At 71.0% G+C, this 25,302-nt stretch carries 14 protein-coding genes, 1 tRNA gene and 1 pseudogene; 9 read left to right on the forward strand and 7 right to left on the reverse strand.

What is annotated here, in order from left to right; all coding sequences use genetic code 11:
• Positions 1-585: 585 nt before the first annotated feature.
• The 3 genes and pseudogenes from ABZV00_RS05155 to ABZV00_RS05165 all read left to right on the forward strand — a co-directional run.
• Positions 586-1,095: pseudogene (locus ABZV00_RS05155) on the forward strand (hypothetical protein); the annotation flags it as partial.
• Between the two features lie 26 nt (positions 1,096-1,121).
• Entirely contained in the window at positions 1,122-2,099 is a 978-nt protein-coding gene (locus tag ABZV00_RS05160) for an ArsA-related P-loop ATPase (protein ID WP_355601977.1), read from the forward strand.
• 53 nt (positions 2,100-2,152) lie between these two features.
• Positions 2,153-3,304, forward strand: coding sequence for an ArsA-related P-loop ATPase (locus tag ABZV00_RS05165; RefSeq protein WP_355601979.1), 1,152 nt, complete (start codon positions 2,153-2,155; stop codon positions 3,302-3,304).
• 6 nt (positions 3,305-3,310) lie between these two features.
• On the opposite strand, the gene ABZV00_RS05170 is transcribed toward ABZV00_RS05165, so the two are convergent.
• On the reverse strand, positions 3,311-3,631 hold the full coding sequence (locus ABZV00_RS05170) for a WhiB family transcriptional regulator (RefSeq protein ID WP_030328078.1): 321 nt from the start codon (positions 3,629-3,631) through the stop codon (positions 3,311-3,313).
• A 404-nt stretch (positions 3,632-4,035) separates the two neighbouring features.
• Between ABZV00_RS05170 and ABZV00_RS05175 the strand changes: the two genes are divergently transcribed.
• Positions 4,036-6,477, forward strand: a complete 2,442-nt coding sequence (locus tag ABZV00_RS05175) for a transglycosylase domain-containing protein (RefSeq protein ID WP_355601981.1) — start codon at positions 4,036-4,038, stop codon at positions 6,475-6,477.
• Between the two features lie 99 nt (positions 6,478-6,576).
• Here ABZV00_RS05175 and ABZV00_RS05180 read toward each other — a convergent pair whose 3' ends face one another.
• Positions 6,577-7,032 carry a GatB/YqeY domain-containing protein gene (locus ABZV00_RS05180; RefSeq protein WP_355601983.1) on the reverse strand — a complete coding sequence of 152 codons (456 nt, stop codon included), beginning with the start codon at positions 7,030-7,032 and terminating at the stop codon, positions 6,577-6,579.
• A 25-nt stretch (positions 7,033-7,057) separates the two neighbouring features.
• Between ABZV00_RS05180 and ABZV00_RS05185 the strand changes: the two genes are divergently transcribed.
• From ABZV00_RS05185 to ABZV00_RS05200, 4 genes are all read left to right on the forward strand, one after another.
• Complete coding sequence (locus tag ABZV00_RS05185; RefSeq protein WP_355601984.1) at positions 7,058-7,951, forward strand: metallophosphoesterase; 894 nt, start codon at positions 7,058-7,060, stop codon at positions 7,949-7,951.
• A gap of 195 nt (positions 7,952-8,146) precedes the next feature.
• Positions 8,147-8,223, forward strand: a tRNA-Pro gene (locus ABZV00_RS05190).
• Between the two features lie 348 nt (positions 8,224-8,571).
• Positions 8,572-11,163, forward strand: a complete 2,592-nt coding sequence (locus ABZV00_RS05195) for an AAA family ATPase (RefSeq protein ID WP_355601986.1) — start codon at positions 8,572-8,574, stop codon at positions 11,161-11,163.
• Between the two features lie 76 nt (positions 11,164-11,239).
• A complete protein-coding gene (locus tag ABZV00_RS05200; RefSeq protein ID WP_355601988.1) occupies positions 11,240-12,055 on the forward strand; it encodes a methyltransferase domain-containing protein in 816 nt (271 codons plus the stop codon).
• An 86-nt stretch (positions 12,056-12,141) separates the two neighbouring features.
• Here ABZV00_RS05200 and ABZV00_RS05205 read toward each other — a convergent pair whose 3' ends face one another.
• The 5 genes from ABZV00_RS05205 to ABZV00_RS05225 form a co-directional block, all read right to left on the reverse strand.
• On the reverse strand, positions 12,142-14,793 hold the full coding sequence (locus ABZV00_RS05205) for a right-handed parallel beta-helix repeat-containing protein (protein ID WP_355601990.1): 2,652 nt from the start codon (positions 14,791-14,793) through the stop codon (positions 12,142-12,144).
• A 158-nt stretch (positions 14,794-14,951) separates the two neighbouring features.
• Complete coding sequence (locus ABZV00_RS05210; protein ID WP_355601992.1) at positions 14,952-17,588, reverse strand: hypothetical protein; 2,637 nt, start codon at positions 17,586-17,588, stop codon at positions 14,952-14,954.
• A gap of 110 nt (positions 17,589-17,698) precedes the next feature.
• Positions 17,699-20,332, reverse strand: coding sequence for a hypothetical protein (locus ABZV00_RS05215; RefSeq protein WP_355601994.1), 2,634 nt, complete (start codon positions 20,330-20,332; stop codon positions 17,699-17,701).
• 125 nt (positions 20,333-20,457) lie between these two features.
• Complete coding sequence (locus ABZV00_RS05220; RefSeq protein WP_355601996.1) at positions 20,458-22,998, reverse strand: right-handed parallel beta-helix repeat-containing protein; 2,541 nt, start codon at positions 22,996-22,998, stop codon at positions 20,458-20,460.
• Between the two features lie 225 nt (positions 22,999-23,223).
• Positions 23,224-23,697, reverse strand: a complete 474-nt coding sequence (locus ABZV00_RS05225; protein WP_355601999.1) for a hypothetical protein — start codon at positions 23,695-23,697, stop codon at positions 23,224-23,226.
• Between the two features lie 84 nt (positions 23,698-23,781).
• On the opposite strand from ABZV00_RS05225, the gene ABZV00_RS05230 reads away from it, so the two are divergent.
• A complete protein-coding gene (locus ABZV00_RS05230; protein WP_355602000.1) occupies positions 23,782-25,065 on the forward strand; it encodes an MFS transporter in 1,284 nt (427 codons plus the stop codon).
• Positions 25,066-25,302: the final 237 nt, after the last annotated feature.

The following is a 25,302-nucleotide window of genomic DNA, read 5'->3' on the forward strand; positions in this document are numbered from 1 at the left end:
CCCGACGGTGCTCCGCACCGGGGGCCAGCCGGTCGAATTCGAAGCTGGCACGGCACGACGGGGGCGACATCGATCCGGTGGTTGACCGCTACCCTTCCGGTCGGACGGTCGCGCAGCGCCCGGACGCCCGCTCGATCACGCTCGGCGCCAGGGGTGGCGACGGGCGCCGCACCCCCGGGGGAAGAGATGACCCAACCGCCCAGCGGCGACCAGCCCGCACACCCGCCCGTTCACCCGGATCCCACCGGCCAGCCCGACGGTTCCGCCGTCCCCGGCCAGTCGGCCCCCGACGCGCAGCCCGGCCCGCTCGCCCTCCCGGCGCAGCCCGCCAGGCCGGCGCTCCCTGCGCAGCCGGCATCGCCGGCATTCCCTGGCTCGCCCGCCTTCCCCGCGTCGCCGGCCGGGCCGGCCTTCCCCGCGTCGCCGGCCGGGCCGGCCTTCCCCGCGTCGCCGGGCTTCCCCGCGCCGCCTGCCGGGCCGGCGTTCCCCACTCAGCCGGGCGGGACGAACTTCCCCGGGCAGCCTGGTCTCGCCGGGCAGCCCGAGGGTCCGGGCGGCGCAGCCGCACCGGCTGGGCCAGGCACTCAGGATCCCTCGGCGATCCCGCCTCCCCCCTCCGGCTACCCGCCCTACCCGGGCGCTGCCGCGCCGAAGAAGAAGCGCGGCCTGCTGATCGCGGCGATCGCGCTGGTCGTGATCATGGTGCTCTGCGTGGGCGGCGGCGTGGTGGCGTTCCTGACCCTGCGCAACGTCGAGAACGGCGAGGGCGCCAAGGAGCCGGCCGTCGCCGTCGACGAGTTCCTCACCGCGGTCTACAAGGATCGCGACGCGACCAAGGCGGCCAGCCGCGTCTGCGCCGCCTCCCGCGACGACGAGAAGATCGCGGCGAAGGTGGCCGAGGTGCAGAAGTACTCCGCCGAGTACCAGAACCCGCGCTTCCGGTGGACCAGCCCCAAGGTGGACAACCAGACCGGAGACCGGGCCACCGTCTCCACCCGGATCACCATGACCACCGCCGACGAGAAGGTGGCCGACCAGGACCTGCGCTTCACCGTGGTGCAGAAGACAGGTTGGTGGGTCTGCGAGGTCGCGTGACCGCCAACCCTGGATAGGCTCGACGGGTGCGTGCAGCTGAGCGGCCGTCCGACCCGGCCGGTAACGGATGGTCGGCCCGTCTCCACGTCGTGACCGGCAAGGGCGGCACCGGCAAGACCAGCGTGGCGGCGGCGCTGGCCCTGGCGCTGGCCGCCGGCGGCCGGCGCACCCTGCTGGTGGAGGTCGAGGGGCGGCAGGGCATCGCCCAGCTCTTCGGCATCGATCCGCTGCCGTACGAGGAGCGACACCTCGCCGACGCCCCGGACGGCGGCGAGGTGCGCGCGCTGGCGGTGGACGCCGAGGAGGCGCTGCTCGAGTACCTCGACATGTTCTACAAGCTGGGTGCGGCGGGCCGGGCGTTGCGCAAGCTCGGCGCCATCGACTTCGCCACCACGATCGCCCCCGGTCTGCGCGACGTGCTGCTCACCGGCAAGGTGAAGGAGGCCACGACCCGCACCTCGGGGCAGCGGCGCGTGTACGACGCGGTGGTGCTGGACGCCCCGCCGACCGGGCGGATCGGCCGGTTCCTCAACGTCACGGCCGAGACGGCCCGGCTCGCCAAGGTCGGCCCGATCAAGACCCAGAGCGAGGGGGTCGCCGCGCTGCTGCGCTCCCCGATCACCGCGGTGCACGTGGTCACGCTGCTGGAGGAGATGCCTGTGCAGGAGACGGTGGACGCCATCGCCGACCTGACCTCGCTCGGCTTCGGGATCGGAAAGGTGATCGTCAACGGCGCCCGGCCACCGCTGCCCGCCGGCCGGGCGGTCAGCGCGGCCGAGCTGAAGCGCGGGCTGGTCGCCGCCGGGCTGCCGGCCGACCGGGAGACCGTCACCGGCCTGCACGACGAGGCGCGCGACCAGCTCATCCGGCGCGAGCTGGAGGATTCGCTCCGAGCCGACCTGGTGGAGCTGGGGCTCCCGATGGTCGAGCTGCCCTTGCTGCCCGACGGGGTGGACCGGTTGGGGCTCGCGACACTGGCGCAGGCCCTCGTCCGGGCCGATTGACTCACACCTGAGCTCTGCACGGGCGCTGGACCCACCCGGCCCGATACGCTCGATTGGTGCCTTCCGAAGACGCGGCGCCGCAGCTGGACGTCGACCAGATCCTCGCCGACCCAGGCGTGCGGATCATCGTGTGCTGCGGTGCCGGCGGGGTCGGCAAGACGACCACGGCCGCGGCGCTGGCGCTGCGGGCCGCCGAGCAGCACGGCCGGCGCACGGTGGTGCTCACCATCGACCCGGCTCGCCGGCTGGCCCAGTCGCTGGGCCTGACCGAGCTGGACAACACCCCCCGCCAGGTCAAGGGGATCGACGTCGAGACCAGCGGCGGCGAGCTGCACGCCATGATGCTGGACATGAAGCGCACCTTCGACGACGTGGTGCTCCAGCACACCGATCCGGCGAAGGCTGCGGAGATCTTCGCGAACCCGTTCTACCAGGCGATGAGCTCCACCTTCGCCGGCACACAGGAATACATGGCGATGGAGAAGCTGGGTCAGCTGCACGCCCGGGGCGAGTGGGACCTGATCGTCGTGGACACCCCGCCGTCCCGCTCCGCACTGGATTTCCTGGACGCGCCGGCCCGGCTCTCCCGATTCCTCGACGGCCGGATGCTGCGACTGCTGATGGCCCCCGCGCGCAGCGGCGGGCGGAGCATGTTCAGCCTGGTCACGGCCTCGTTCGGGATGTTCTCGAAGGTGGTGCAGAAGATCCTCGGTGCACAGCTGCTCACCGACCTGTCCGGCTTCGTGGCCGCACTGGACTCGATGTTCGGCGGTTTCCGGCAGCGGGCCGAGCAGACGTACCGCATCCTCCAGGCGCGGGAGACGGCCTTCGTGCTGGTCGCGGCACCGGAGCCGGACGCGGTCCGGGAGGCCGCGTACTTCGCGGGCCGGTTGCGGGAGGAGAAGATGCCGCTGGCCGGCCTGGTGCTCAACCGGGTGCACCGGCCGGCGGTGCCGGAGTTGGACGCCGAGCGGAGCCGGCTCGCCGCGGAGCGGCTGGCGGAGCTGGGTGGGCACGAGGCCACCGCCGAGGTGCTGCGAGCGCACGCGGCGCTGGCCCGTCAGGCGGTACGCGAGCAGCAGGTGGCCGCGCGGTTCACCGAGGCGTTCCCGGCGGTGCCGTCGGTGTCGGTGACGGCGCAGCCCGCCGACGTACACGACGTCGACGGGCTGCGGACGATCGGCGCGGCGATCAGCCGGCCGTGACCGGCGTCAGTTGGCCGCGCTGACGAGGATCTTGTCCTTGCCGGCCTTGTCCTTGCTGTTCTTCTTCATCGCGGCCTCGAACATCTTGCGCCAGCTCGTCACCTGCGGGTGACGACGCAGCAGCGCCCGCCGTTCGCGTTCGGTCATGCCACCCCACACACCGAACTCGATTCGGTTGTCCAGCGCGTCGGCCAGGCACTCGTAACGAACTGGGCAGCTCCGGCAGATCCGCTTCGCCACGTTCTGTTCGGCGCCCTGTACGAACAACGCGTCCGGGTCCCCGTTCTGACACGCCGCCAGCGACGGCCAGTCAGTAATCATGCCCATGTGTACACGTCCCCCCTTGCAGTACCTACCGACCTCGTTGCACGTCAGCCGGCAATTCCCCCCGATCGCCCGGCCTGCCTTCCCCAAGGCGGCGCGAACGACATGTGGCTCTGTCGCCGCCCCCATCATGCTCTGTAGTCGACTGATTACGCAACGTTGTCGACGAAATCCATCATTCCGGACACTCCCGGCTTCCCGGGCTCTCGACCGCCGGTTACCCCGCCGAGGTCGGCGAAAACGCTGCGCCGCCTCCTCCGACTGGAGGAAACTCACGGCAGGTCACGCGCAACCACGCACCGGGGGTCGTGCGTTTAGCACAACGAGGGCAGCGCGCGCAGGAAATGGGGAAAGAACGCCCCAGCGCCCCTCGTTCCCTACTCGCGTACCCTGTCGAGGTGACCTGGATGCGGAAACGTGACCACAATGTGCTGACCAACGCCGCATCGCTGCTCATATGTGGCCTGTTGGCTGGCGTGGTGGTCGCTGCGGCGGCCTTCCCCGCGGTGGCGATGTCCGGCTTGGCCGCCAAGGCCGGCGCCGAGACATTCGGTGCCCTGCCCACGGAGCTGACGGTGGCCCGCGCGCCGCAGATCAGCTACCTACTGGCCTCGGACGGCAAGACGCCGCTCGCGACGATGTACGACGAGAACCGGCGGGACGTGAAGCTCGCCGACATCTCGCCGTACATGCAGAAGGCCATCATCGCGGCCGAGGACCATGACTTCTACAAGCACAACGGCGTCGACATCAACGGTGTCGCCCGCGCGTTCGTGAACAACCAGAACGAGAGCGCCGGCCGGCAGGGCGCCTCGACGCTGACCATGCAGTACGTCCGGCTGGCCATCGCCTACTCGGCGACCCACCCGGCCGACGTGGTCGCGGCGACCGAGGACACCAGCGCCCGCAAGCTCCGCGAGATGCGGCTGGCCCTCCAGGTCGACAAGGAATTCTCCAAGGACGAGATCCTCACCCGCTACCTCAACCTCGCCTCGTTCGGCAACGGCGCGTACGGCATCTACGCCGCCAGCCAGGTCTACTTCGGAAAGCCGCCGAGCAAGCTGAAGATCGAGGAAGCGGCGCTGCTGGCCGGCATGGTGAAGGCGCCCACCACCAACGACCCGACCACCAAGGCCGGTTACCCGCTCGCACTGGACCGGCGCAACTACGTCATCCAGAACATGCTCGACATCAAGGCCATCACCCAGCAGGAGGCCGACGCGGCCAAGGCGACCAAGCTGGTGGTGAAGGACAAGCGCACCCCGAACGGCTGCGTCGCCGCCAACGTCAACAGCTGGGGCTTCTTCTGCGACTACTTCTACCGCTGGTGGATGCAGGAGGAGACGTTCGGCTCGACCACGTACGACCGCGAGCGGCGGCTCAAGAGCGGCGGCTACACCGTCGTGACGTCGATCGACGTTCAGGCGCAGAAGGGCGCGGACGCGGCCGTCCGCAGGGCCAAGAGCGAGAACAGCAAGGAAGCCGCCATGGTCGCGGTGGTGGAGCCCGGCACCGGGCGGGTCCGGGCGCTCGCGGTCAACCGGCAGTTCAAGCTCGACGACGCGAAGAACCCGAAGAACAAGATCTCCAGTGATCCGGCGAAGAGCAAGAAGGGCATCCGGGGCAACTATCCGGCGACGGTGAACCCGCTGCTCACCGGTGGCGACGGCATCGCCGGCTACCAGGCCGGCTCGACCTTCAAGATCTTCAGCATCGTGGCGGCGCTGGAGAAGGGCATTCCGCTCAGCTACACGATCAATGCGCCGCAGCAGTTCAAGTCGGAATACATCATCGACAGCAGCAGCCCGGCGGCCTGCAAGGGGACACACTTCTACTGCCCGACCAACTCCGGTCTGAAGGCCGGCGGCGTGCAGACCATGTGGAGCGCGTTCTCCCAGTCGGTCAACACGTACTTCGTCCCGCTGCAGCAGCAGGTGGGCGCGGAGAACGTGGTCGACGCCGCCAAGCGGGCCGGCATCCAGTTCCGGGCCAGCAGCGACGCCAAGTTCGCCGGCACCAAGGACGCCGCCCACCAGTGGGGCGCATTCACCCTGGGCGTCTCCTCGACCACGCCGTTGGACCTGGCCAACGCGTACGCCACCCTCGCGGCTGACGGCAAGTACTGCGAGCCGATCCCGGTGCAGGAGATCCGGGACCCGGAGGGCAAGAAGCTGGACATCGCCAACCCGCGCTGCGAGAAGCGGTTCAGCACCGAGGTGGCCCGGGCCGCCGTGGACGCCGCCCGCTGCCCGGTCGGCGACAACTCCAGGACCAGCAAGTGTGGCGGCAGCCGCACGGCCGGGGTGGTGAAGGGCATCGTCGACGCGCCGGTGGCCGGCAAGTCCGGCACCACCGACTCGGAGAAGACGGCCGCCCTGGTCGCGATGACCAAGCAGTACGCGGTGGCTGGCATCATGGCCGACCCGGACTGGCCGCAGACCAACGTCAAGATGAAGCACAAGGAGAAGGACGGCATCAACCCGCCGGTGTACGAGACGCTGCGGGATGCGATGAAGGGCAAGCCCCGCGTCAACTTCGAACCGCCGGGGCAGAAGATCTCCGAAGGTGACCAGCGCAGCATCCCCGACGTGAAATGCGTGTCGGTGGAGACCGCGAAGTCCCGGATCAAGGGCGCCGGCTTCGAGCCGGTCGTCTCCGAGACGAAGGTCCCCTCGTCCTGCAAGGCGGGCGACGCGGCCGGCACCAGCCCGGACGGGCGCACCATCAAGGGCGGCGTGGTCACCATCCAGATCAGCAGCGGCGGCGGGGCCACCCCGCCGGGCACCACCACCCCGGGGCAACCCGGTAACCCGCCCGGTCGACCCGGCGCGGGCCGCCCAGGCGGCTGAGGCAGCGCGGACGCACGAACGGGCGGGCACCCACTGCGGGTGCCCGCCCGTTCGCCTGTCGGGACTACTCCGGTACGAGACTGCGACGGTGCCGTCGGGTCAGAGGCCGAGCTGTCGGCGTACCTCGGCGGCCACCCTGCCCCCCTCGGCCTGACCGGCCACCGCGGCCTGGGCCGACTTCATCGCCGGGCCCATCTGGGCCTTACCGGTGAAGCCGCCCGCGGCGAGCGCCCCCGTGACCAACTCGGTCAGCTCGGCATCCGAGAGCTGCTTGGGCAGGTAGTGGTCCAGCACCTCGCCCTCGGCGGTCTCCTTCGCGGCCTGCTCGGCGCGGCCGGCGTCGGCGAAGGCGGTGGCCGCCTCCCGGCGCTTCTTGGCTTCCTTGGTCAGCACCGCGAGCACCTCGTCGTCGGTGAGCTCGCGCTTGGCCTTGCCGGCGACCTCGGCGGTGCCGACGGCGGCCAGGGCCATCCGCAGCGTGGAGGTGGTCAGCTCGTCGCGCGCCTTGAGCGCGGAACGCATGTCGGCAGTGAGGCGGTCCTTCAGCGTGCTCATGGACGGTCAAACTACCCTGAACGCCATGCGAAAGCGCACACTATTCCGACTCGCCGCCGGAACCGCCGCAGTCGGCGCGGCCACCCTCGCGTACGCGTCGCTCATCGAGCGCAACATGTTCACCCTGCGGCGGTACGACGTACCGATGCTGCCGGCCGACGCGGAGCCGCTTCGCGTGCTGCACCTGTCGGACCTGCACATGATGCCCAACCAGGCGCGCAAGCAGCGCTGGGTGGCGTCGCTGGCCGCACTCGACCCGGACCTGGTCGTGGTGACCGGCGACAACATGGCACACCCGGGCGCCGTGCCGGGGGTGCTGCGGGCGCTCCAACCGCTACTGGACTACCCGGGCGCGTTCGTGTTCGGGTCCAACGACTACACCGGGCCGGTGTGGAAGAACCCGTTCACCTACTTCCTGCCCGACCGGGAGTACACCGAGGGCACCGAGCTGCCCTACGAGGAGCTGCGCCAGGTGTTCACCGGCGCCGGCTGGGTGGACCTCAACAACGCCCGGACCATGCTGAAGGCCGGCGGCCGGCAGCTCGACCTGGCCGGCGTGGACGACCCACACATCGACCGGGACGACTACGAGGCGGTGTCCGGCACGGTCTCGTCCTCGGCGGACCTGTCCATCGCGCTCGCGCACTCACCTGAGCCGCGGGTGCTCGACCAGATGGCCGCCGACGGCTTCGGGCTGCTGCTGGCCGGGCACACCCACGGCGGGCAGGTCTGCGTACCGGGCGCTGGGGCACTCGTGACCAACTGCGGCCTGCCCCGCTCGATGGCGCGCGGACTGCACCGGTGGCCGGGCTCGGACTCCTGGCTGCACGTCTCCGCCGGCCTCGGCACCCACCCGACCGCCCCGGTCCGCTTCGCCTGCCCCCCGGAGGCGAGCATCCTCACCCTGATCCCCCGCTGACCGCTACTCCGCCGCCGGGCCGGGAGCCCGACGTCAAGATCCGCACAACTTCAGGGAAATAGGTGCCTCATCGCGCTGGGAGGCCACTACATCCCTGAAGTTGTGCGGATCTTGGCTGCTCCGGGCGGGGTCTGGCCGGCGGGGGTACCGAGTTTGACCATCGCGGCGGGTGGGCTACTATTTGTCGGCACGCCTCGGGGTGTGGCGCAGCTTGGTAGCGCGCTTCGTTCGGGACGAAGAGGTCGTCGGTTCGAATCCGGCCACCCCGACCAGAGGTAACAGCAGGTCAAGGCCCCTCCACCGAGGGGCCTTGATTCGTTTCCGACGAGCATCGCTCTCCTTACGGCAGCGATCCGTGCGAACACCCTGCGATTTGGGTCACGAGTCGAAAGTGCGTCTGGCGGTCCAGCGTCATTGACGTCCGGTCGTGGCCCCTCACCTTCCCCGCGTCGTTGGTCGGCACCCAATCGGACACAGCGCCACGTCGCGTACGAGTGCCGAAGAACCCGGAACCGGGGTCCGACGGGCAACCGTGTCCGGTGCGGCGACGGAGACGTCCAGTGAATGCTGCCGTCGCGGCTGACGTCTCAGCAACGCCCCGCTGACTAGCATCGACCGCGATGGAGCTGCTGGAACGCGCGGACGCGCTCGCCACCCTGGACGGGCTGCTGGCCTCCCCCGGCGGCGCGATCGCGCTCGTCGCGGGCGAGGCAGGTGCCGGCAAGTCCACCCTGGTCAGTGCTTTCGCGGCGACGGCCGGGGCCAGGGTGCTCTGGGGCAGCTGTGACCCACTGCTGACCCCACGGGCGCTTGGCCCCGTGCACGACATCGCCCGGCAGGTCGGCGGCGTACTCGCGGAACGACTGAGCGCGCTGCACACGGCGGCGGAGGCCGAAGGCCGCGACGCCGTGTTCGACGCGCTCCTCGACGAGCTGACCGATCCCCGGCCCGGACGCCGAACGGTGATGGTGGTGGAGGACGCGCACTGGGCGGACGGGGCCACCCTGGACCTCATCGCGTACCTGGGGCGGCGGCTGACCCGCCACCCGGCGCTGCTCGTGCTCACCCTGCGCGACGACGAGGTCGGGGCGGAACATCCACTGCACGCCGTGCTCGCGGGCCTGCCCCGGCCAGTAGTCCGCCGGTTGCCGCTGCCCGCCCTGTCCACCGATGCCGTCGCGGAGCTGGCTCGGCGCGCCGGCCGCGCCCCGGGAGGGTTGTACCAGGCCACCGGCGGCAACCCGCTGCTGGTCACCGAGGTGCTGGCCGCGACCGGCCCGGGTGTGCCGCCGACCGTACGCGATCTGGTGCTGGCCCGACTGGCCGCGTTGTCGCCGCCGGCCCGGGAGGTCGCCGCCCTGGTCTCGGTGGTCCCGTCCCGGGCCGAGCCGTACCTGCTCGACGGTCACCCATCGGCTGCCGTGCAGGAATGCCTGGATCGGGGGGTGCTGGTGCCGGTGGGCAATACGGTGGCGTTCCGGCACGAACTGCTGGGCCGGGCGGTACGCGAGTCACTCTCCCCGGTGCACCGGGTCGCGCTGCACGCCGCCGTGCTGGCCCGACTCACGCCCCGGGCGGATGTGGACGCCGCCCGGCTGGTGCACCACGCTCACCACGCCGACGATCCGCTGGCCGTGCTGCACTGGGCGCCCGTGGCGGCCCAACGGGCCAGCCGGGCGGGCGCGCACCGGCAGGCGGCGGACCACTACAGCGTCGCGCTCCCCCACGCCGCGGGCCTGCCGGCACCGCGCCGCGCCGAGTTGCTGGAGGCGTACGCGACCGCCGCGTACCTCGCCGGGTTGGCCGCGCAGGCGCTGGACGCCCGGCGGGCCGCGCTCGCCCTGCGGGAGGCCGACGGCGATCCGCTGCGGATCGGCGAGAACCTGCGCTGGGTGTCGCGTCTCTGCTGGTGGACCGGGGACAGCCCGGCGGCCCGGACGGCGGGTACCCGAGCGGTTCAGGTGCTGGAGTCCGCGACCCCCGGCAGGCAGTTGGCGATGGCCTACAGCAACATGTCGCAGCTGCTCATGCTCGCCGACGACAACGGCCGGGCCATCGAATGGGGTGACCGGGCCCGGGAGCTGGCGCGGCGGCTCGGCGACGTGGAGACCGAGGCGCACGCCCTGGTCAACGTCGGCTCGGCCCGCCTCCAGAGCGGTGATGTCGCCGGCATCATCGAGCTGGAACGCGGGCACACCCTGGCCGTCGCCCACCACCTCGACGACCACGCGGCCCGGGCGCTGGTCAACCTGGCCACCATGTCGCTGGAGTGGCACCGGATCGGGCCGGCTGCCGAGGCCCTGGACCGGGCGTTGCGCTTCACCACGACCCGGGACCTCGACGGGTACGCCCGGCACCTGCTCGGCTACCGGTCCCGGCTGCGGCTGACGACCGGCGACTGGGCCGGTGCCCGCGCCGACGCCGAACGGGCGCTGACCGGCACCGCGCAGCCCGGGGGGAGCCTGGTCCCGGCCCTGGTCGCACTGGGCCTGCTCGACGCGCGTCGGGGCGAGTCGACCACTGGCGAGCATCTGGACAGGGCGGCGCGCTGGGCGGCGCAGAGCCGGGAACTCCAGTTCGTCGTGCCGGTCGCCGCAGCCCTGGCGGAACGACACTGGCTGGCCGGCGAGCCGGGACCGGCGGTCCCCGAGCTGCGCCGTGCCCACCGGCTCGCCGTCGACGCGGGCCAACCCTGGTACGCCGGCGAGTTGGCGTACTGGCTGTGGCGGGTCGGCGAGTCGTTCGGGGACACCGGCGCGCTGGCGTCGCCCTACCGGCGGCTGATCGAGGGTGACTGGGCCGGTGCGGCCGAGGAGTGGCACCAGCTCGGCTGCCCGTACTCCCAGGCGGAGGCGCTGGCCTGCGGCGACGACCCGGCGGCCGCCGAGGCGCTGCGGATCCTGGACGGGCTGGGCGCGATCGCCGTGGCCCGCCGGATCCGGGCCGAGCTGCGCGGCCGTGGGATGGCCCGGGTGCCGAGGGGGCCGCGCCCGGCGACAGCCGCGCACCCGACGGGCCTGACCGCCCGGCAACGGGAGGTGCTGGCGCTGCTCGCCGAAGGGCTCAGCAACGCCGAGATCGCGGCCCGGCTGTCGCTCTCCGCCCGGACCGTCGGCCACCACGTGTCGGCGGTGCTGGACAAGCTCGCGGTGCCCAGCCGGGGCCAGGCGGCCGCGGCGGCCCGCCGGCAGGGCCTGGTGCCGCCAACATAGGTGTTTCTACCGATCCCCCGGAGTGCCACCCCGCCTACCGTCGGTGACACACCGAACCGTCCGAGGGGGACCACTGATGACCACCGCAATCGATCTCAGCGCCGTCAAGGCACGCCAGCAGGTGACCTGGGCGAGCGGCGACTACGGCGCGGTCGCCGCGCTCATCCACCCGATCTCCGAGTGGCTGGTCGCGGCGGCCGATCTGTCGGCCGGCGCCCGGGTACTCGACGTGGCGACCGGCACCGGCAACGCGGCCATCGCCGCCGCCCGCTGCGGCTGCGCGGTGACCGGCGTCGACTACGTACCCGAACTGCTGGAACGCGGCCACGCCCGGGCGGCGGCGGAACGGCTGCCGGTCACCTTCGTGACCGGTGACGCGGAGCGGTTGGCGTATCCCGACGGCACCTTCGACGCGGTGCTCTCCGTCGTCGGCGTGATGTTCGCGCCGGACCAGGAGCGGGCGGCCGCCGAGCTGGTCCGGGTCTGCCGGCCCGGCGGCACGGTGGCGTTGGCGTCGTGGACGCCGCAGGGGTTCATCGGCGAACTGTTCCGCACGGTGGGGCGGCACGTGCCGCCGCAGGCAGGGCTGCGCCCGCCGGTCCAGTGGGGCGACGAGGGCCGGGTCCGCGAGTTGCTCGGCGGGGCCGTGGGTGAAGTGCGGGCGGTACGCCGGGAGTTCGTCTTCCGCTTCGGCACCCCGGAGGAGTTCGCCAACTTCTTCCGGGCCAACTACGGGCCGACGCTGAAGGCGTTCGAGGCGCTGCCCGAGGAACGGCGACCGCACCTGCACGCCGACCTCGTGGAGCTGGCCCGGACGCACAACCGGGCCACCGACACCACCGTGCGGATCCCGGCGGAGTACCTGGAGGTGGTGGCCGAGCGGGCGGCGTGATTCGGGTCAGAACGCGATCGGTCACCCGGGGGAACGGCCGGAGCCGGCACCGCCAAACGGTGCCGGCTCCGGGTCGGAACGGTTGGTCAGGAGGCGGCGGCGATGAAGTAACCCGCCTGGTCGACAATCACGTCCGTGCTGCCCGAACTGGCGTTGTACAGCGTCACCGCACCCAACTCGACCCCGATGACGGCCATGTTGGAGGCCGTCTCACCCGCGACAAAGTTGACATTCGACGCGGTCGGCCGCGGCTTGCTGTACGGGTAACCGATGAGCACGCCAGCGGTGGTCGGCCCAGTAACCGTCAGGTTGACCACCACCGCGGTCGGACACTGCAGGACGGCGCTGGCACAGGAGCGGTTGAGTTGCACGTTCTCCGGGTTGAAGCCGATCGACGAGTTCGGCGCGACCGGCCCCACCGGGCGGTACGACAGGCCGGTGCCGTCCCGCGTGTCGGCCACCCGGCGCGGGCCGTACGGCACGTAGGTCTGGTCAGCGCCAGAGGCCGTAGAGCCGAACCAGCCGGCCAGGTCGGCGATCACGTGCACGGTGCCGGAGCTCTGGTTGTAGATGTTCACCTTGCCGTTGATGACCGGCACCATCACCAGGTTGGGGATCGTCTGCCCCGCCACGAAGTTCAGGTTGGACGCGACCGGCACCAACGAACCACCGGGGTACACCTTCAGGACTCCGGCGGCTGTCGGCGCGGTGACCGTCACGTTCAGGATCGCGGCGGTCGCGTCGGTAGGAATCTTTGACGACAGGTCGATCTGCCGCGACGTGTCCGGCAGGTACGGGCCGGTCGTGCCCTCGCGGCTGTCGGCCACCCGCACCGGGGTGAGCGGCTTGAATCCGGAGCCATTCGCACCGTACCAACCCTGCAGGTCAGCGATGACGTGCACGGTGCCGCTGCTGCTGTTGCGGAACCGGATCCCCCCGCTCGTCAGCGGAACGGTGACCAGGTTCGGCACCGTCTCGTTGGCGACGTAGTTGACGCTCGACGCACTCGGCACCGTGGTGCCGTCCGGGTAGACGGTGAGGAAGCCGGCCGTCGTCGGCTGGGTCGCCGTCACGTTCAGCACCACCGCGTCGATGCTCGCCGCCGGCACACCACCGATGCTCGAAACCGGCAGCAGCACCTCGGAGTTGGGCCCGACCGGCACGGAGGTGCCGGCCCCGATCCCGGACCGGGTGTCCAGCAGACGGGTCGGGGTGACCGGGTTGTACCGGGCGCCGACCACGGTGCAGCCACCCCTGACTGGGTTGAATTCGGGGATGACCCGATAACCGTTCCCGCTCGCATACACCCGCACGCATGCCTGGCCGGCCCGGCGCACCGTCTGCTCGTGCACCGGGCCACCCGCCACCTGGACGAAGCGGTCGCCGGTCAGGTGATAGCCGAAGGTGCCGCCAGTCGTCTCCACCGGCCACGAACCTGTCCAGGGCAGCCGGGTCACGATGTCGTACGGACCGCCGCCCACCTTTCGGCTGACGGTGACGGTGTCGCCGCCGGTCCACGGGCTCGCGATCTCGACCGCGCCGCGGTCGCGGTATCCCGAACCGGTGCCCGTGTTCGGCACCTCCGGCACATCGGCGCGGGAGTTACCGAGCAGGTCAAGCGGGCCGGAGCCGACCGCACCCGCGTCGGCCGAGTCGACCGCTGGCGACGTGCGATCGAGGTCGATCCACGGCCGCTCGGTCCCCTGCTGCGGCTTTAGCTTCGGATCGGCGGCGATGTCGTGGGCGCCCTGGCCGGTAGCCGCGCGGAATGCCGCGAGCTCGGTGTGCGAAGTGTCCCCCCAGGCGTACAGGGCGCCGCCGCTCGCCGGGTCGATCAGGTTGTAGTCGGCAACGCTCTGCCCGACCGACGCCGCGGAGAGCGCGATCGCGGTGGCGGCCGTCGGGTCGTCGCATGCGGCGGGCATGCTGCCGGACAGGTCGGCGGCCTGCACGATGTTGTTCCGGATGTCCACCCCCGGCGAGGCGCCGGTCACCGTGATACCCGAGGTGCAGCCAGTCACCAGCGTGTTCCCGGTGATCGCCGTGCCGGGGGCATCGGTGACCGTCAGGCCACCCCGGAACTGGTTGCCGGTGACCACGGCACCGGTCACACCGGCGCCGACCGCCACCCCGGGCGCACCGGACGCGCCGAACCAGCCCCGACTGACGGTCACGTCACTGGACGCTCCCGTGACACGTACCCCGACCACGCCGGCCGGCGGACGGACCGTGAGTTCGTCCACGGTCACCCGGGTCGAGCCGTCGATCAGGACCGGCTCAGCGGACCCCGACGTCCGGACGGAAAAGCCCTCAACCGTGACGTCGTGCACGCCGCTGAGCGAGAATGCGCTGCCTCCGGAGGCGGGCGCGCTCAACGTGACAAAGCCCTGCGGACCGTTCACCGCCCGGAAGGTGATCGGCGCACCGCTGGTACCCGAGCGGGTGATAGCCACCTTTTCCACATAGGAACCGGCCTGCACCAGGACGGTCTGACCCGGCTGCGCAACCGCTGCGGCAGCCGAGACAGTGCAGTACGGACGATCGACCGTCCCGTCGGCCGCACTGGCGGGGTACGGGCAGTACGTCCTGCTGACGTACAGCTCAGACCCCGCCGCAGCCTGCCCGGCGGCCGGGGCCTGCCCGGCGGCCGGCGCCGCTCCCGCAGGCGTCGTCGGCGCGACCAGGCCGACACCACCCACCAGCGGTACGACCACTATTGACCACAGTCTTCTTCTCATCAACAGCCCCCGCTGGATTGATCGCGTTTGCGGACGGCAGCCTATACCGACGGTTGGCTATGCGTGGACCGACGACCGGGCACAGTTCGGGCCCACGGGACAGGGTGTGACACGGCCGCCCATCAAGGTGCAATGGACGGCCGTAGGTAGTCGACTGATCAGGATGCGGCGCCGATGAAGTAGCCCGCCTGGTCGACGATCACGTGGGTGGAGCCGGAGGTGTTGTTGAACAGCACGACGAGCCCGTATTCACCGACGCCGACGATGGCGTGGTTGGTGGCGGTTTCACCGGCGACGTAGTTGACGTTCGACGCGGTTGGCTGGTCGGGTCCGTTCGGGTGGGCGGTGAGCACGCCGCCCTTGGTCGGTGCGGTGACGGTCAGGTTTGCCACCAGCGCCGTCGGCTGTGGCGCGCTCTTGTCGCCCCTTGGGTCGAGGAAGGGCACGGCCAGCGCACCCCAGCCGTACGGCCCGAGCGGTATTCCTTCACCTCTCCGGGTGTCGTAGATCCGGGTCGGGCCGAACGGCACGAAGACGTCCGTGGCGCCGCCACCGAACCAGCCAGCAAGGTCGGCCACCACATGGGTACGGCCGGAGCTGACGTTCTGGATGGCCAACTTGCCGTTGACCACCGGCACCATCACCAGGTTCGGAATCGTCTGCCCGGCGACGAAGTTCAGGTTCGACGCCACCGGCACCGCCGTGCCGAACGGGTGGACGGTGAGCACCCCACTGGTCGTCGGCGCGGTCACGGTCACGTTGAGCACCACCGCCGTCGCCCCGGACGGAACCCGACCAGACAGGTCCAGCGTCCGCCCGGTGTGGGGGGCGAACGCCGAACTGCCGGCGGCACGGGTGTCCAACACCCGCGACGGGGCGACCGACCGGAACCCGGAACCACTGGCCGAGTAGTAACCCTGCAGGTCGACGACGACGTGCACCGTACCGCTGGCGGTGTTGCGTACGCGCAGGTTGCCGTTGGACATCGGCACGGTGACCAGGTTCGGCACCGTCTCGCCGGGTACGAAGTTGACGGTCGACGCGTCCGGCAGGGTGGTGCCGTCCGGGTAGACCCGCAGGAACCCTGCGGTGGTCGGCGCGGTGACGGTCACGTTCAGCACGACGGCGCTGATGTCCGCGGCCGGCATCCCATTGATCTGCGGCAGCGCCAGCACGACCTCGGTGTCCGCCGGGATCGGCACGGTGCCCGGCACTCCGAGTGCGGCGCGGGTGTCCAGCACCCGCTGTGGTGTCAGGGCCGTGTAGGCGGCACCGACCACCGTGCAGCTGGTTTTGGCGGCTCCGTAGGTCCACCGGAAGTCGGTGAAGGTCACCTGGTGGGTCTCGCAGGCGTTGCCGGCCCGGCGGGAGCGGTGGTCCTCCGGCCCGAGCGGAACGATCCGGCGGAACGGCTCGTCGCTCCACTTGCGGGATACCTTGCCCAACGGGCCGTCCGTGGGCCAGGCGGTGGTGACGGAGAGGCCGACGGCCACGTCCAGAGGGTTGCCGCCGGCCTTGCGTCGGACCGGAACCTCGGTGACCGTCGTGGGGCCCTGCACCTCGACCGCGCCCCGGTCGTGGTAGCCGGAACCGGTGCCCGTGTTGGGCACCTCCGGGGAGTCGCTGTGCGGATTGTCCAGCAGGTCGGTACGGGAGACACCCTCCGCGGTGGCATCCGCCGAGTCGACGGCCGGCGAGTTCGGGGAGATCTCGTAGTACGGCCGCTCATACGTCGGTACCGCCGACAGCCGTGGGTTCGCGGCAATGTCGTGGGTGCCGTTCCCGGTGGCGGCGACGAACTCGGGGAGGCTGGTGTACTCGGTGCCACCCCACCGGTAGAGCGGACCGCCGCTGGCCGGCTCGATCAGGTTGTAGTCGGCCACGGTCTGCGCGGCGCTGCCGGCCGAGACGGCGACGGCGGTCGCCTGTGAGGGCACCCTGCATGCCTGCGCGTCATCGAGCGCGCCACCGGCGGTCTCCAGGATGTTGTTCCGGATCGACACGCCCGGCGAAGTACCGGTGACGTCCACCGCCAGCGTGCAGTTGGTCGTCAGGGTGTTGCCGACGATCTTCGTGCCCGGGGCGTCCCATACCGTGATCCCACTCACGGTGAAGGTGCTCGCGGTAACCAACGCGGCGCGCACACCCGGGTCCACCACCAGACCGCTGCCGCCCACGAAGGTGCCACGACTCACCGTGACGTCTGCAGAAGCACCGGTGATCCGGACCCGACCCGGGGCCTCGTACTCGGAGGCGACCAGCCGATCGAGAATGATCCGGGAGGAGCCGTCGACGAGGACGGCCTCGGCCGTACCCTCACCGGACGCCCGGAAGCCATCGAGGACCACGTCGTGGACGCCGCGAAGAGTGAAGGCGCTCTCGTTGCCGTTGGGACCACGGCGCTTGCCCACCTTGACAACGCTGGCGCTCTCACCTGGCCCGTTCACCGCTCGGAAGGTGATCGGCGCACCCTCGGTTCCCGAGCGGCTGATCACCACCGACTCCCGGTATTCAGTTCCGGGGTGGACCAGGACGATCTGGCCGGGTTCGGCCACGGCGGCGGCCGCCGAGATGGTGCAGAACGGCGCCGTCAGGCTGCCGTCGCCACCCGCCGCGCAGCTCGTGTTGCTGACATGCAACTCGGCTCCGACCGCAGCTGGCAGCGGCCCGAGTGCGGGCACCGGCGCCGCCAGAGCGGCCTCGGGCGCCGCCGCTGCGGGCGTCGCCGGGCCGACCAGGCCAAGGCCACCGATCAGCGGTACGAGCGCGAGCCGCGCCAGTTCAGAAGTCCTCATCAACCGTCCCGACAAAGTGGATCTTCAAGAGTTGGGAGCTTATACCGACGTAAGCCGATGGGTGTGACGCCGATCGCCAGGCGATGGATGGCCGTGAACGGGTACGCAGGTCAGGAAGCGCCGTTGATGAAGTACCCCGCTTGGTCGACGATCAGGTGGGCATTGCCGGAGCTGTTGTTGAACAGCGCCACCTTGCCGTCCGTGCCGACCCCCACGATCACGTGGTTGGCGGCGGTCTCACCGGCGACGTAGTTGACGTTCGACGCGGTCGGCCGGGTCGAGCCATAGGGGTAGGCGGTGACCACGCCGGCCTTGGTCGGTGCGGTGACGGTCAGGTTCGCCACCAGCGCCGTCGGTTGCCCGATGGTCGTGCCCGACAGCCGGTCGATGTACGGCACGCTGAACCCCTCCGAGACGTTCGACCCAAGTGGCGTCCCCTCGCCTCCGCGGGTGTCGTAGATCCGGGTCGGGCCGAACGGCACGAAGACGTCCGTGGCGCCGCCACCGAACCAGCCAGCAAGGTCGGCCACCACATGGGTACGACCGGAGCTGACGTTCTGGATGGCCAACTTGCCGTTGACCACCGGCACCATCACCAGGTTCGGAATCGTCTGCCCGGCGACGAAGTTCAGGTTCGACGCCACCGGCACCGCCGTGCCGAACGGGTGGACGGTGAGCACCCCACTGGTCGTCGGCGCGGTCACGGTCACGTTGAGCACCACCGCCGTCGCCCCGGACGGAACCCGACCAGACAGGTCCAGCGTCCGACCACTGTTCGGCGCGAACGCGGAGTTGCCGGCACTGCGGGTGTCCAGCACCCGCGACGGAGCGACCGACCGGAACCCGGAACCACTGGCCGAGTAGTAACCCTGCAGGTCGACGACGACGTGCGCCGTACCGCTCGACTTGTTGACGATCGTCACCTCGCGGGCATCCAGTACCGGCACGGTGACCAGGTTCGGCACCGTCTCACCGGCGACGAAGTTGACGCTCGACACGTCGGCCGGTCCACCCACCGGGAATACCTGCAGGAACCCGGCGGCGGTCGGTTGGGTGGCGGTCACGTTCAACACGACGGCGGTGACGTCCATCTCCGGCACCCCGGTGAGCCAAGAGATCGACAGCGTGGCCGTTCTGCCCGGCGGGATCGGCACGGTCCCGACCCCTCCGATCGCGGCACGGGTGTCGAGCACCCGTTGCGGCGACACCGGCGTGTAGGCGGCACCCACCACGAGGCAGGTCGTCACGGGAGTCTCCCGGAACTTCCGGAAGTCGTTGAAGCTGACCTGGTGCGCTTCGCAGACCCTGCCGGCACGGCGGAAGCGGTGGTCCTCGGGCCCCAGCGGCAGCACCCGACGGTTGTTCTCATCGCTCCAGTTGCGCGACACCTTGCCCAACGGGCCGTCGATGGTCCATGCGGTGGTGACGGAGAGCTCGACGGTCACGTCCAGAGGAGTGCCGCCCGCCTTCCGCCGGATCGGCAGCTCCTTGACCGTCACCGGTCCCTGGGCCTCGACCGCGCCCCGGTCGTGGTAGCCCGAACCGGTGCCGGTGTTGGCCTTCGTCGGGTCGTCCGTGTGCGGGTTGTCCAGCAGATCGGTACGGGAGACACCCTCGGCGGTGGCGTCGGCCGAGTCGACGGCCGGAGAGTTCGGGCTGATCTCGTAGTACGGCCGCTCCACGGCATCCGCCGCTCGCAACCAGGGGACCGCGGCGATGTCGTGAGCGCCGTGACCGGTGGCGGTTACGAACTCCGGCACGCTGGCGTACTCGGTGGCGCCCCAACGGTAGAGCGGGCCGCCGCTGGCCGGCTCGATCAGGTTGTAGTCCGCCACCGTCTGCGGAACGCTCTCGGCCGAGACGGCGATGGCGGTCGCCTCCGACGGCGTCTCGCACGCCTCCGCATCACTGAGCGCACCGGTGGCGGTCTCCAGGATGTTGTTCCGGATTGACACACCTGGCGAGGTGCCGGTGACGTTGACCGCCAGGGTGCAGTCGGTCTCCAGGGTGTTGCCGACGATCTTCGTACCCGGCGCGTCCCGCACCGTGATCCCGCTCTGGATGAAGGTGCTGGCGGTCACCACGGCACCACTCACCCCCGGGTCCACCACCAGTCCGCTGCCCGACCGGAACGCGCCACGACTCACCGTGACGTCCCGGGATGCGCCGGTGATCCGGACCGCACCCGGGGCGTCGTACTCGGAGGCGACCAGCCGGTCGAGGGTGATCCGGGAGGAACCGTCGACGAGGACCGCCTCCGCCGTGCCCTCACCGGCCGCCAGAAAGCCATCGAGGACCACGTCGTGCACCCCGGGCAGAGTGAAGGCACTCTCGTTGCCGTTGCCGCCTCGCCGCTTGCCCACCTTGACCACGGTGGCGCTGCGGCCCGGCCCGTTCACCGCCCGGAACGTGATCGGAGCACCCTCGGTCCCCGACCGGCTGACCACCACCGACTCCCGGTAGTCACCGGGCCGGACCAGGACGGTCTCGCCCGGTCGGACCACGTCCGCGGCCTGGGAGATGGTGCAGAAAGGGCTGGAGGCGCTGCCATCCCCGTCGTTGTCGCAGTTGGCCGAGTCGACGTACCGCTCGGCAGCGGCGGCGGCCAGCACGGGGGCAGCGACGGGTGTCTGCGCGACGGCGGGCGCGGGTGCCGCCGCCGACGCGGGCAGCGTCGGGGCCACCAGGCCCGCGCCAACGGTCAGCGGTACGAGCGTGAGCCGTGCCATTACAGATCGTGTCATCGACCATCCCCGCGACAAGTGGATCTTCAGTAGCGGCGAGAGCCTATACCGATGCCCGCCAATGCGGATCATGTCGATCGGACGATCCACCACGCCCGGTCAGCCGGAACACCCCGGCCGCTGGGTCAGGACGCGGCGGCGATGAAATAGCCCGACTGGTCGACGATGACGTGGGACGTACCCCCGCTGTTGTGGTAAATGTCGATGCCGGAGCCCACGGCGACCACGGCAGCGTTCGACGCGGTCTCACCCGCGACGAAGTTGACATTCGAGGCGGTGGGCCGCTGCCCGCCGCCGGGATGAAGGGTGAGCACGCCCGCCGTGGTCGGTGCGGTCACGGTCACGTTGCCCACCAGCGCGGTCGGGGTCGGGCAGGCCGGCGCGCAGACCACGCCGCTCTGGAACGGCGCGAACCGGACGGTCTCCCGGGCGGCGAGTGGAGCCGGCGCGCGGCCGGGCAGCCCGATGCTGTACCGGGTGTCGACGATCCGCGTCGGCGTGATCGGCACGAACGTCTGGGTGGCGTCCGGGCTGAACCAGCCGGCCAGGTCCGCGACCACGTGTGTGGTGCCGGAGCTGTTGTTGAAGATGTTGACCCGGCCGTTCACCACCGGCACGGTGACCAGGTTGGGGATGGTCTGCCCGGCGACGAAGTTGAGGTTCGACGCGGTTGGTGCCGCCGAGCCGTACGGGAAGACCGTGAGCACCCCGCTCGTGGTCGGAGCGGTGACCGTCACGGAGAGCACGGCCGCCTTCGCGCTGGCGGGCAATCGCCCGGACAGGTCGAGCGGGCGGATGCCCTTGGCCGGGATCGGCGCGCCAACTCCCTCCCGGGTGTCGAGCACCCGCGTCGGCGACACCGACGCGAAGCCGGACCCGGTCGCGGCGTAGAAGCCCTGGAGGTCGGCGACCAGGTGGACGGTGCCCGAGCTGGCGTTGTCGAAGAGGGCGGACCCGTCGAGGACGGGCACGGTGACCTGGTTCGGCACCGTCTCCCCGCTCACGAAGTTGATGCTGGACGAGGTGCTCCAGCCGCCGCTCGGGTAGACGCTGATGAAACCCGAGGCGCTTGGCTGGGTCACCGTCACGTTGAGCACGACCGCGCTGATGTCCGTCCCGGGAATCCCGGCGATGCTGCCGATCGGCAGCTCGACCGTTCCGTTCGCGGCGACCGGTCGGGCGTCGGGCACACCGATCCGGGATCGGGTATCCAGGACCCGGGTCGGCGCCACCGGTATGTAGCGTGCACCGACCTGGGTGCAGATCCGTTCGTCGTACGAGGTGGGCAGCCGGAAGTCGGTCTGAGAGGTCTGCACCCGGACGCAGACTTCGCCGGCTCGCCGCAGCGTGTACTCCGCCGTGGCGGAGTCGGTCACCCGCCAGAACGGCTCGCCGTGGAGGTGGTAGGCGTACAGGGTCCGCTCCCGCTCGACCGGCCAGACGGAGTGCGTGCCCGACCGGGCGACCACGTCGAGCGTGCCGCCGCCGACCTTGCGCTCGACACGTAGCGGGTCCTGAGTGACGGCACCCCGTGCCTCCACCGCTCCCCGATCGCGGTATCCGCTGCCGGTGCCGATGTTCGGCATGGCCGGATCGTCGGTGTAGGACCCGTCGAGCATGTCGGTGTCCAGGGCGCCGGGGGCGTTCGCCTCGGCGGAGTCCCGGGCGGGAGACCCGTCCCCGGTCACCAGGTAGTGACGGTCCACGCCGGTCGCCCAGGTGAGCTTCGGGTCGGCCGCCAGGTCGTGGGCGGCCTGCCCGGTCGCCGCGACGAATGCGGCGAGGGTCGGGTAGTCGGTGCCCGCCCAGGAGTAGGGCGCCCCTCCGCCGAGCGGGTCGATCAGGTTGTAGTCGGTGCTGGTCCCCGCCACCGACTCGGCGGACACCCGGATGCCGGTGGCGTTCGCCGGAGTGAGGCAGCGACCGCGCAGGCGAGCCGTGACGACGATGTTGTTGCGAATCGTGGCACCCGGTGAACTGCCAGCCAGCTGGATGCCGTACCTGCAGTCGACGTGGATCGTGTTGCCCGTGATCGTGAGGCGGGGAGCGTTCGCCGCGGCCAGGCCGGAGTTGTCGAGCTGGTTGGCGGTGATCACCGTGTCGGTGACGCCTGACTCAACGGACACCGAAGGGCCCTGCCAGGTGCGGACGAAGCTTCGGCTGACGGTCACCCGGCTCGACGTGCCGCTGATCCGCACTCCGTTGGGACCGGAACTGCCGGTGTAGATGGTGACCTTGTCGAGGCGGACCCGGTGGGAGTCCCGCACTGTGACGGCGTCGGCGACGTTGGCCCCGAAGACGACCAGGCCCTCCACCGTCACGTCGTGCACGCCGGTGAGGTCCAGGATGGTCCCGGTGATGGCACCGGTGGCGTATCTGCCGACCCGCACCATCTCCGAGTTGACATTGACCGCGCGGAAGGTGATCGGCGCGGACTCAGTGCCGGATCGGGTGAACCGGATGTTCTCCTGGTATTCCCCCGGGTGCACCAGGACCGTCTGGCCCGGGCCGGCCACCGCAGCCGCCTCCGATATGGTGCAGAACGGTCGCTTCACGCTGCCGTCACCGCTGCCCTGGCACCACAGCTCGCTGACGTGCAGTTCACCTGCGACCGCCGAGGCGGTGACCGGCGCGGGCGCCGCCGAGGCGGGCGCTGCGGGCCCCACCAGGGCCGCACCCCCCGTCAGTGGTACGAGTGCGAGGCGTGCCCACCGTCGGATGTCCATCAAGCGCCCCCGTGACAATCCCATCCACCGATTTCACTGAGCGTATCCGTGACAGTTCCAATGCGGACAGCGTCGATCGGCCGTTAACCTGCGCCGATCAGCCCACTGGATGGTTCACCCGGGCCGCCTCAACGGCACCTGGCGGGATCGTTAGGCCGGAGCGTCTCAGTCGTGCCGTTCGGTGCGCTCGATCTCGGCGAACGCCGCGCTCAGGTATGCGTCGACCTGCCGAGCCGTGCCCGCGAGCAGGTCGACCACGAGCAGCGGGGCGTGCCGGGCGAGCGCCGCCGGGTCGGGCGGGGAGTCGTCCTCGCCCGGGTCGTACACACCGAGCGCCCCGGCCAGCAGGACCAGCACGACGTGCGGGTCGACGTCCGGTCGCCACGGGGCTGCCGAGCGGACACACCGCGCCAGCACCTGCCGGATGTCGTCGCCGTCCAGCCCGTCCGGGTGGGTCTCCTCCAACAGCAGCCGCACCACGGCGCCGAGGACCAGACCCGAACGCTCGGCGGCGGCGAGGCGCGCGGTCGCCACCTCGTACGCCTCGGTGTCCTGGGCCTTCGCGGCCTCGACCGCGTCGCTGGCGGCGCCGGCGATCTCGCGGGCCGATGCGGGCAGGTGTCGCCAGGTCACGCTCACCGGGCCAGCATGGCAGAGCACACCGACAGCCCTCGCCGCGGTAAACGGTTCGCGATCGTCACACCCGGCGAACAGAATGCCGGAATGTTGCGTCGCGCCCTACCTCGCCGTTCGGAAGCTCGCCGGCTCCTCATCGGCACCCTGCTGTCGGCGATCGGGCGCGGCCTGACCCTGCCGTTCCTGTTCATCTACCTGACCGACGTACGCGGGCTCACCGACACCCGGGCCGGGCTGGTGATCGGCTGGTACGGCGCGGTCACCCTGGCCCTGTCGCCGCTGGGCGGGACACTGATCGACCGGTTCGGCGCCCGCCGGGTGGTGGTGCCGTGCCTGCTGATCGAGGCGGTCGGCACCGGCTCACTGGCGCTGGTCAACTCGACCGGCTCGGCCCTGCTGGTGATGACGGTGGTCGCCATCGGCAGCTCGGCCATCTGGTCCGGGCAGAACACCATCCTCGCCTCACTGACCGACGACGACGAACGGCAGCGCGTCTTCGGGCTGAACTTCGCCCTGCTCAACCTCGGCATCGGTATCGGCGGCATGACCTCCGGCGCGATCGTCGACACGGCCCGACCCGGCACCTTCGAGACGGTCTACGTGCTCGACGCGGTGAGCTACCTGATGCCGGCGCTGATCCTGCTCACCCTGCCCGGCGTCGGCCACCGACTCGGCCATCGTCGGACCGGCGACGAGCCATCGCCCGGCGGCTACCTGACCGTGCTCCGCGACCGCCCGTTCCGCCGGCTGGTGATCTTCGGGCTGGTCCTCACCACCTGCGGGTACGCCCAGATCGAGGTGGGCTTCGCCGCGTACGCCGTGCGGGTCGTCGAGGTGACGCCCCAGGTGGTCGCCTGGGCACTCGCGGCCAACACGGTGATGATCGTGCTCGCCCAACTCCTGGTGATCCGCCGAATCGAGGGGCGCAGCCGCACCGGAGCGCTCGTCGTGGTCGGGGCGGTGTTCGCTGCCGCCTGGCTGGTCCTCGGCGCCGGCGGCCTGGTCAGCACCGGAAACGCCGTGGTGGCCGCCCTGTGCGTGGTGGCCTGCTCGGCGATCTTCGGCTTCGGCGAGACGATGCTGTCGCCGGTGATGCCCGCGCTGACCAACGCGCTGGCCACCGACGAGCTGCGCGGGCGGTACAACGCGATGAGTTCGATGATCTTCGGGATCAGTGGCGTGATCGGCCCGGTGACCGCCGGCCCGCTCATGGGCGCCGCCGACGGCAGGGTCTGGGTGGCGACGGTGGTCGGCGGCTGCCTGGTCGCCTCGCTGATCGCGCTATCGCTGCGCCGACTGCTCACCGCCGCCCAGGACGGCCGACCGACGGCCGCACCGACCGCACCCGTCCCGGCCGCCGCCCACTCCTGACCCCGCCCGCGCTAAGCCGCCGCCGCCGCACTATGCCGGGGCCACGCCACGCCGTGCCGGCGCCGCGCCGCGCCGCGCCACGCCACGCCACGCCACGCCACGCAAGATCGTGCTCGATCCAGGATGTAGTGGCGTCGGTGCGCTTGGGTTCAAGTGGTTGTTGCAACGGGGTGGATTCTCGTGAGGATGAGGAGTCATGCCGGGGCAGAGGTTGTCGTCCGCGGAGCGGGCGCAGGT

This window comes from Micromonospora sp. NPDC005173, from assembly GCF_040608515.1.
GTDB lineage: Bacteria > Actinomycetota > Actinomycetes > Mycobacteriales > Micromonosporaceae > Micromonospora.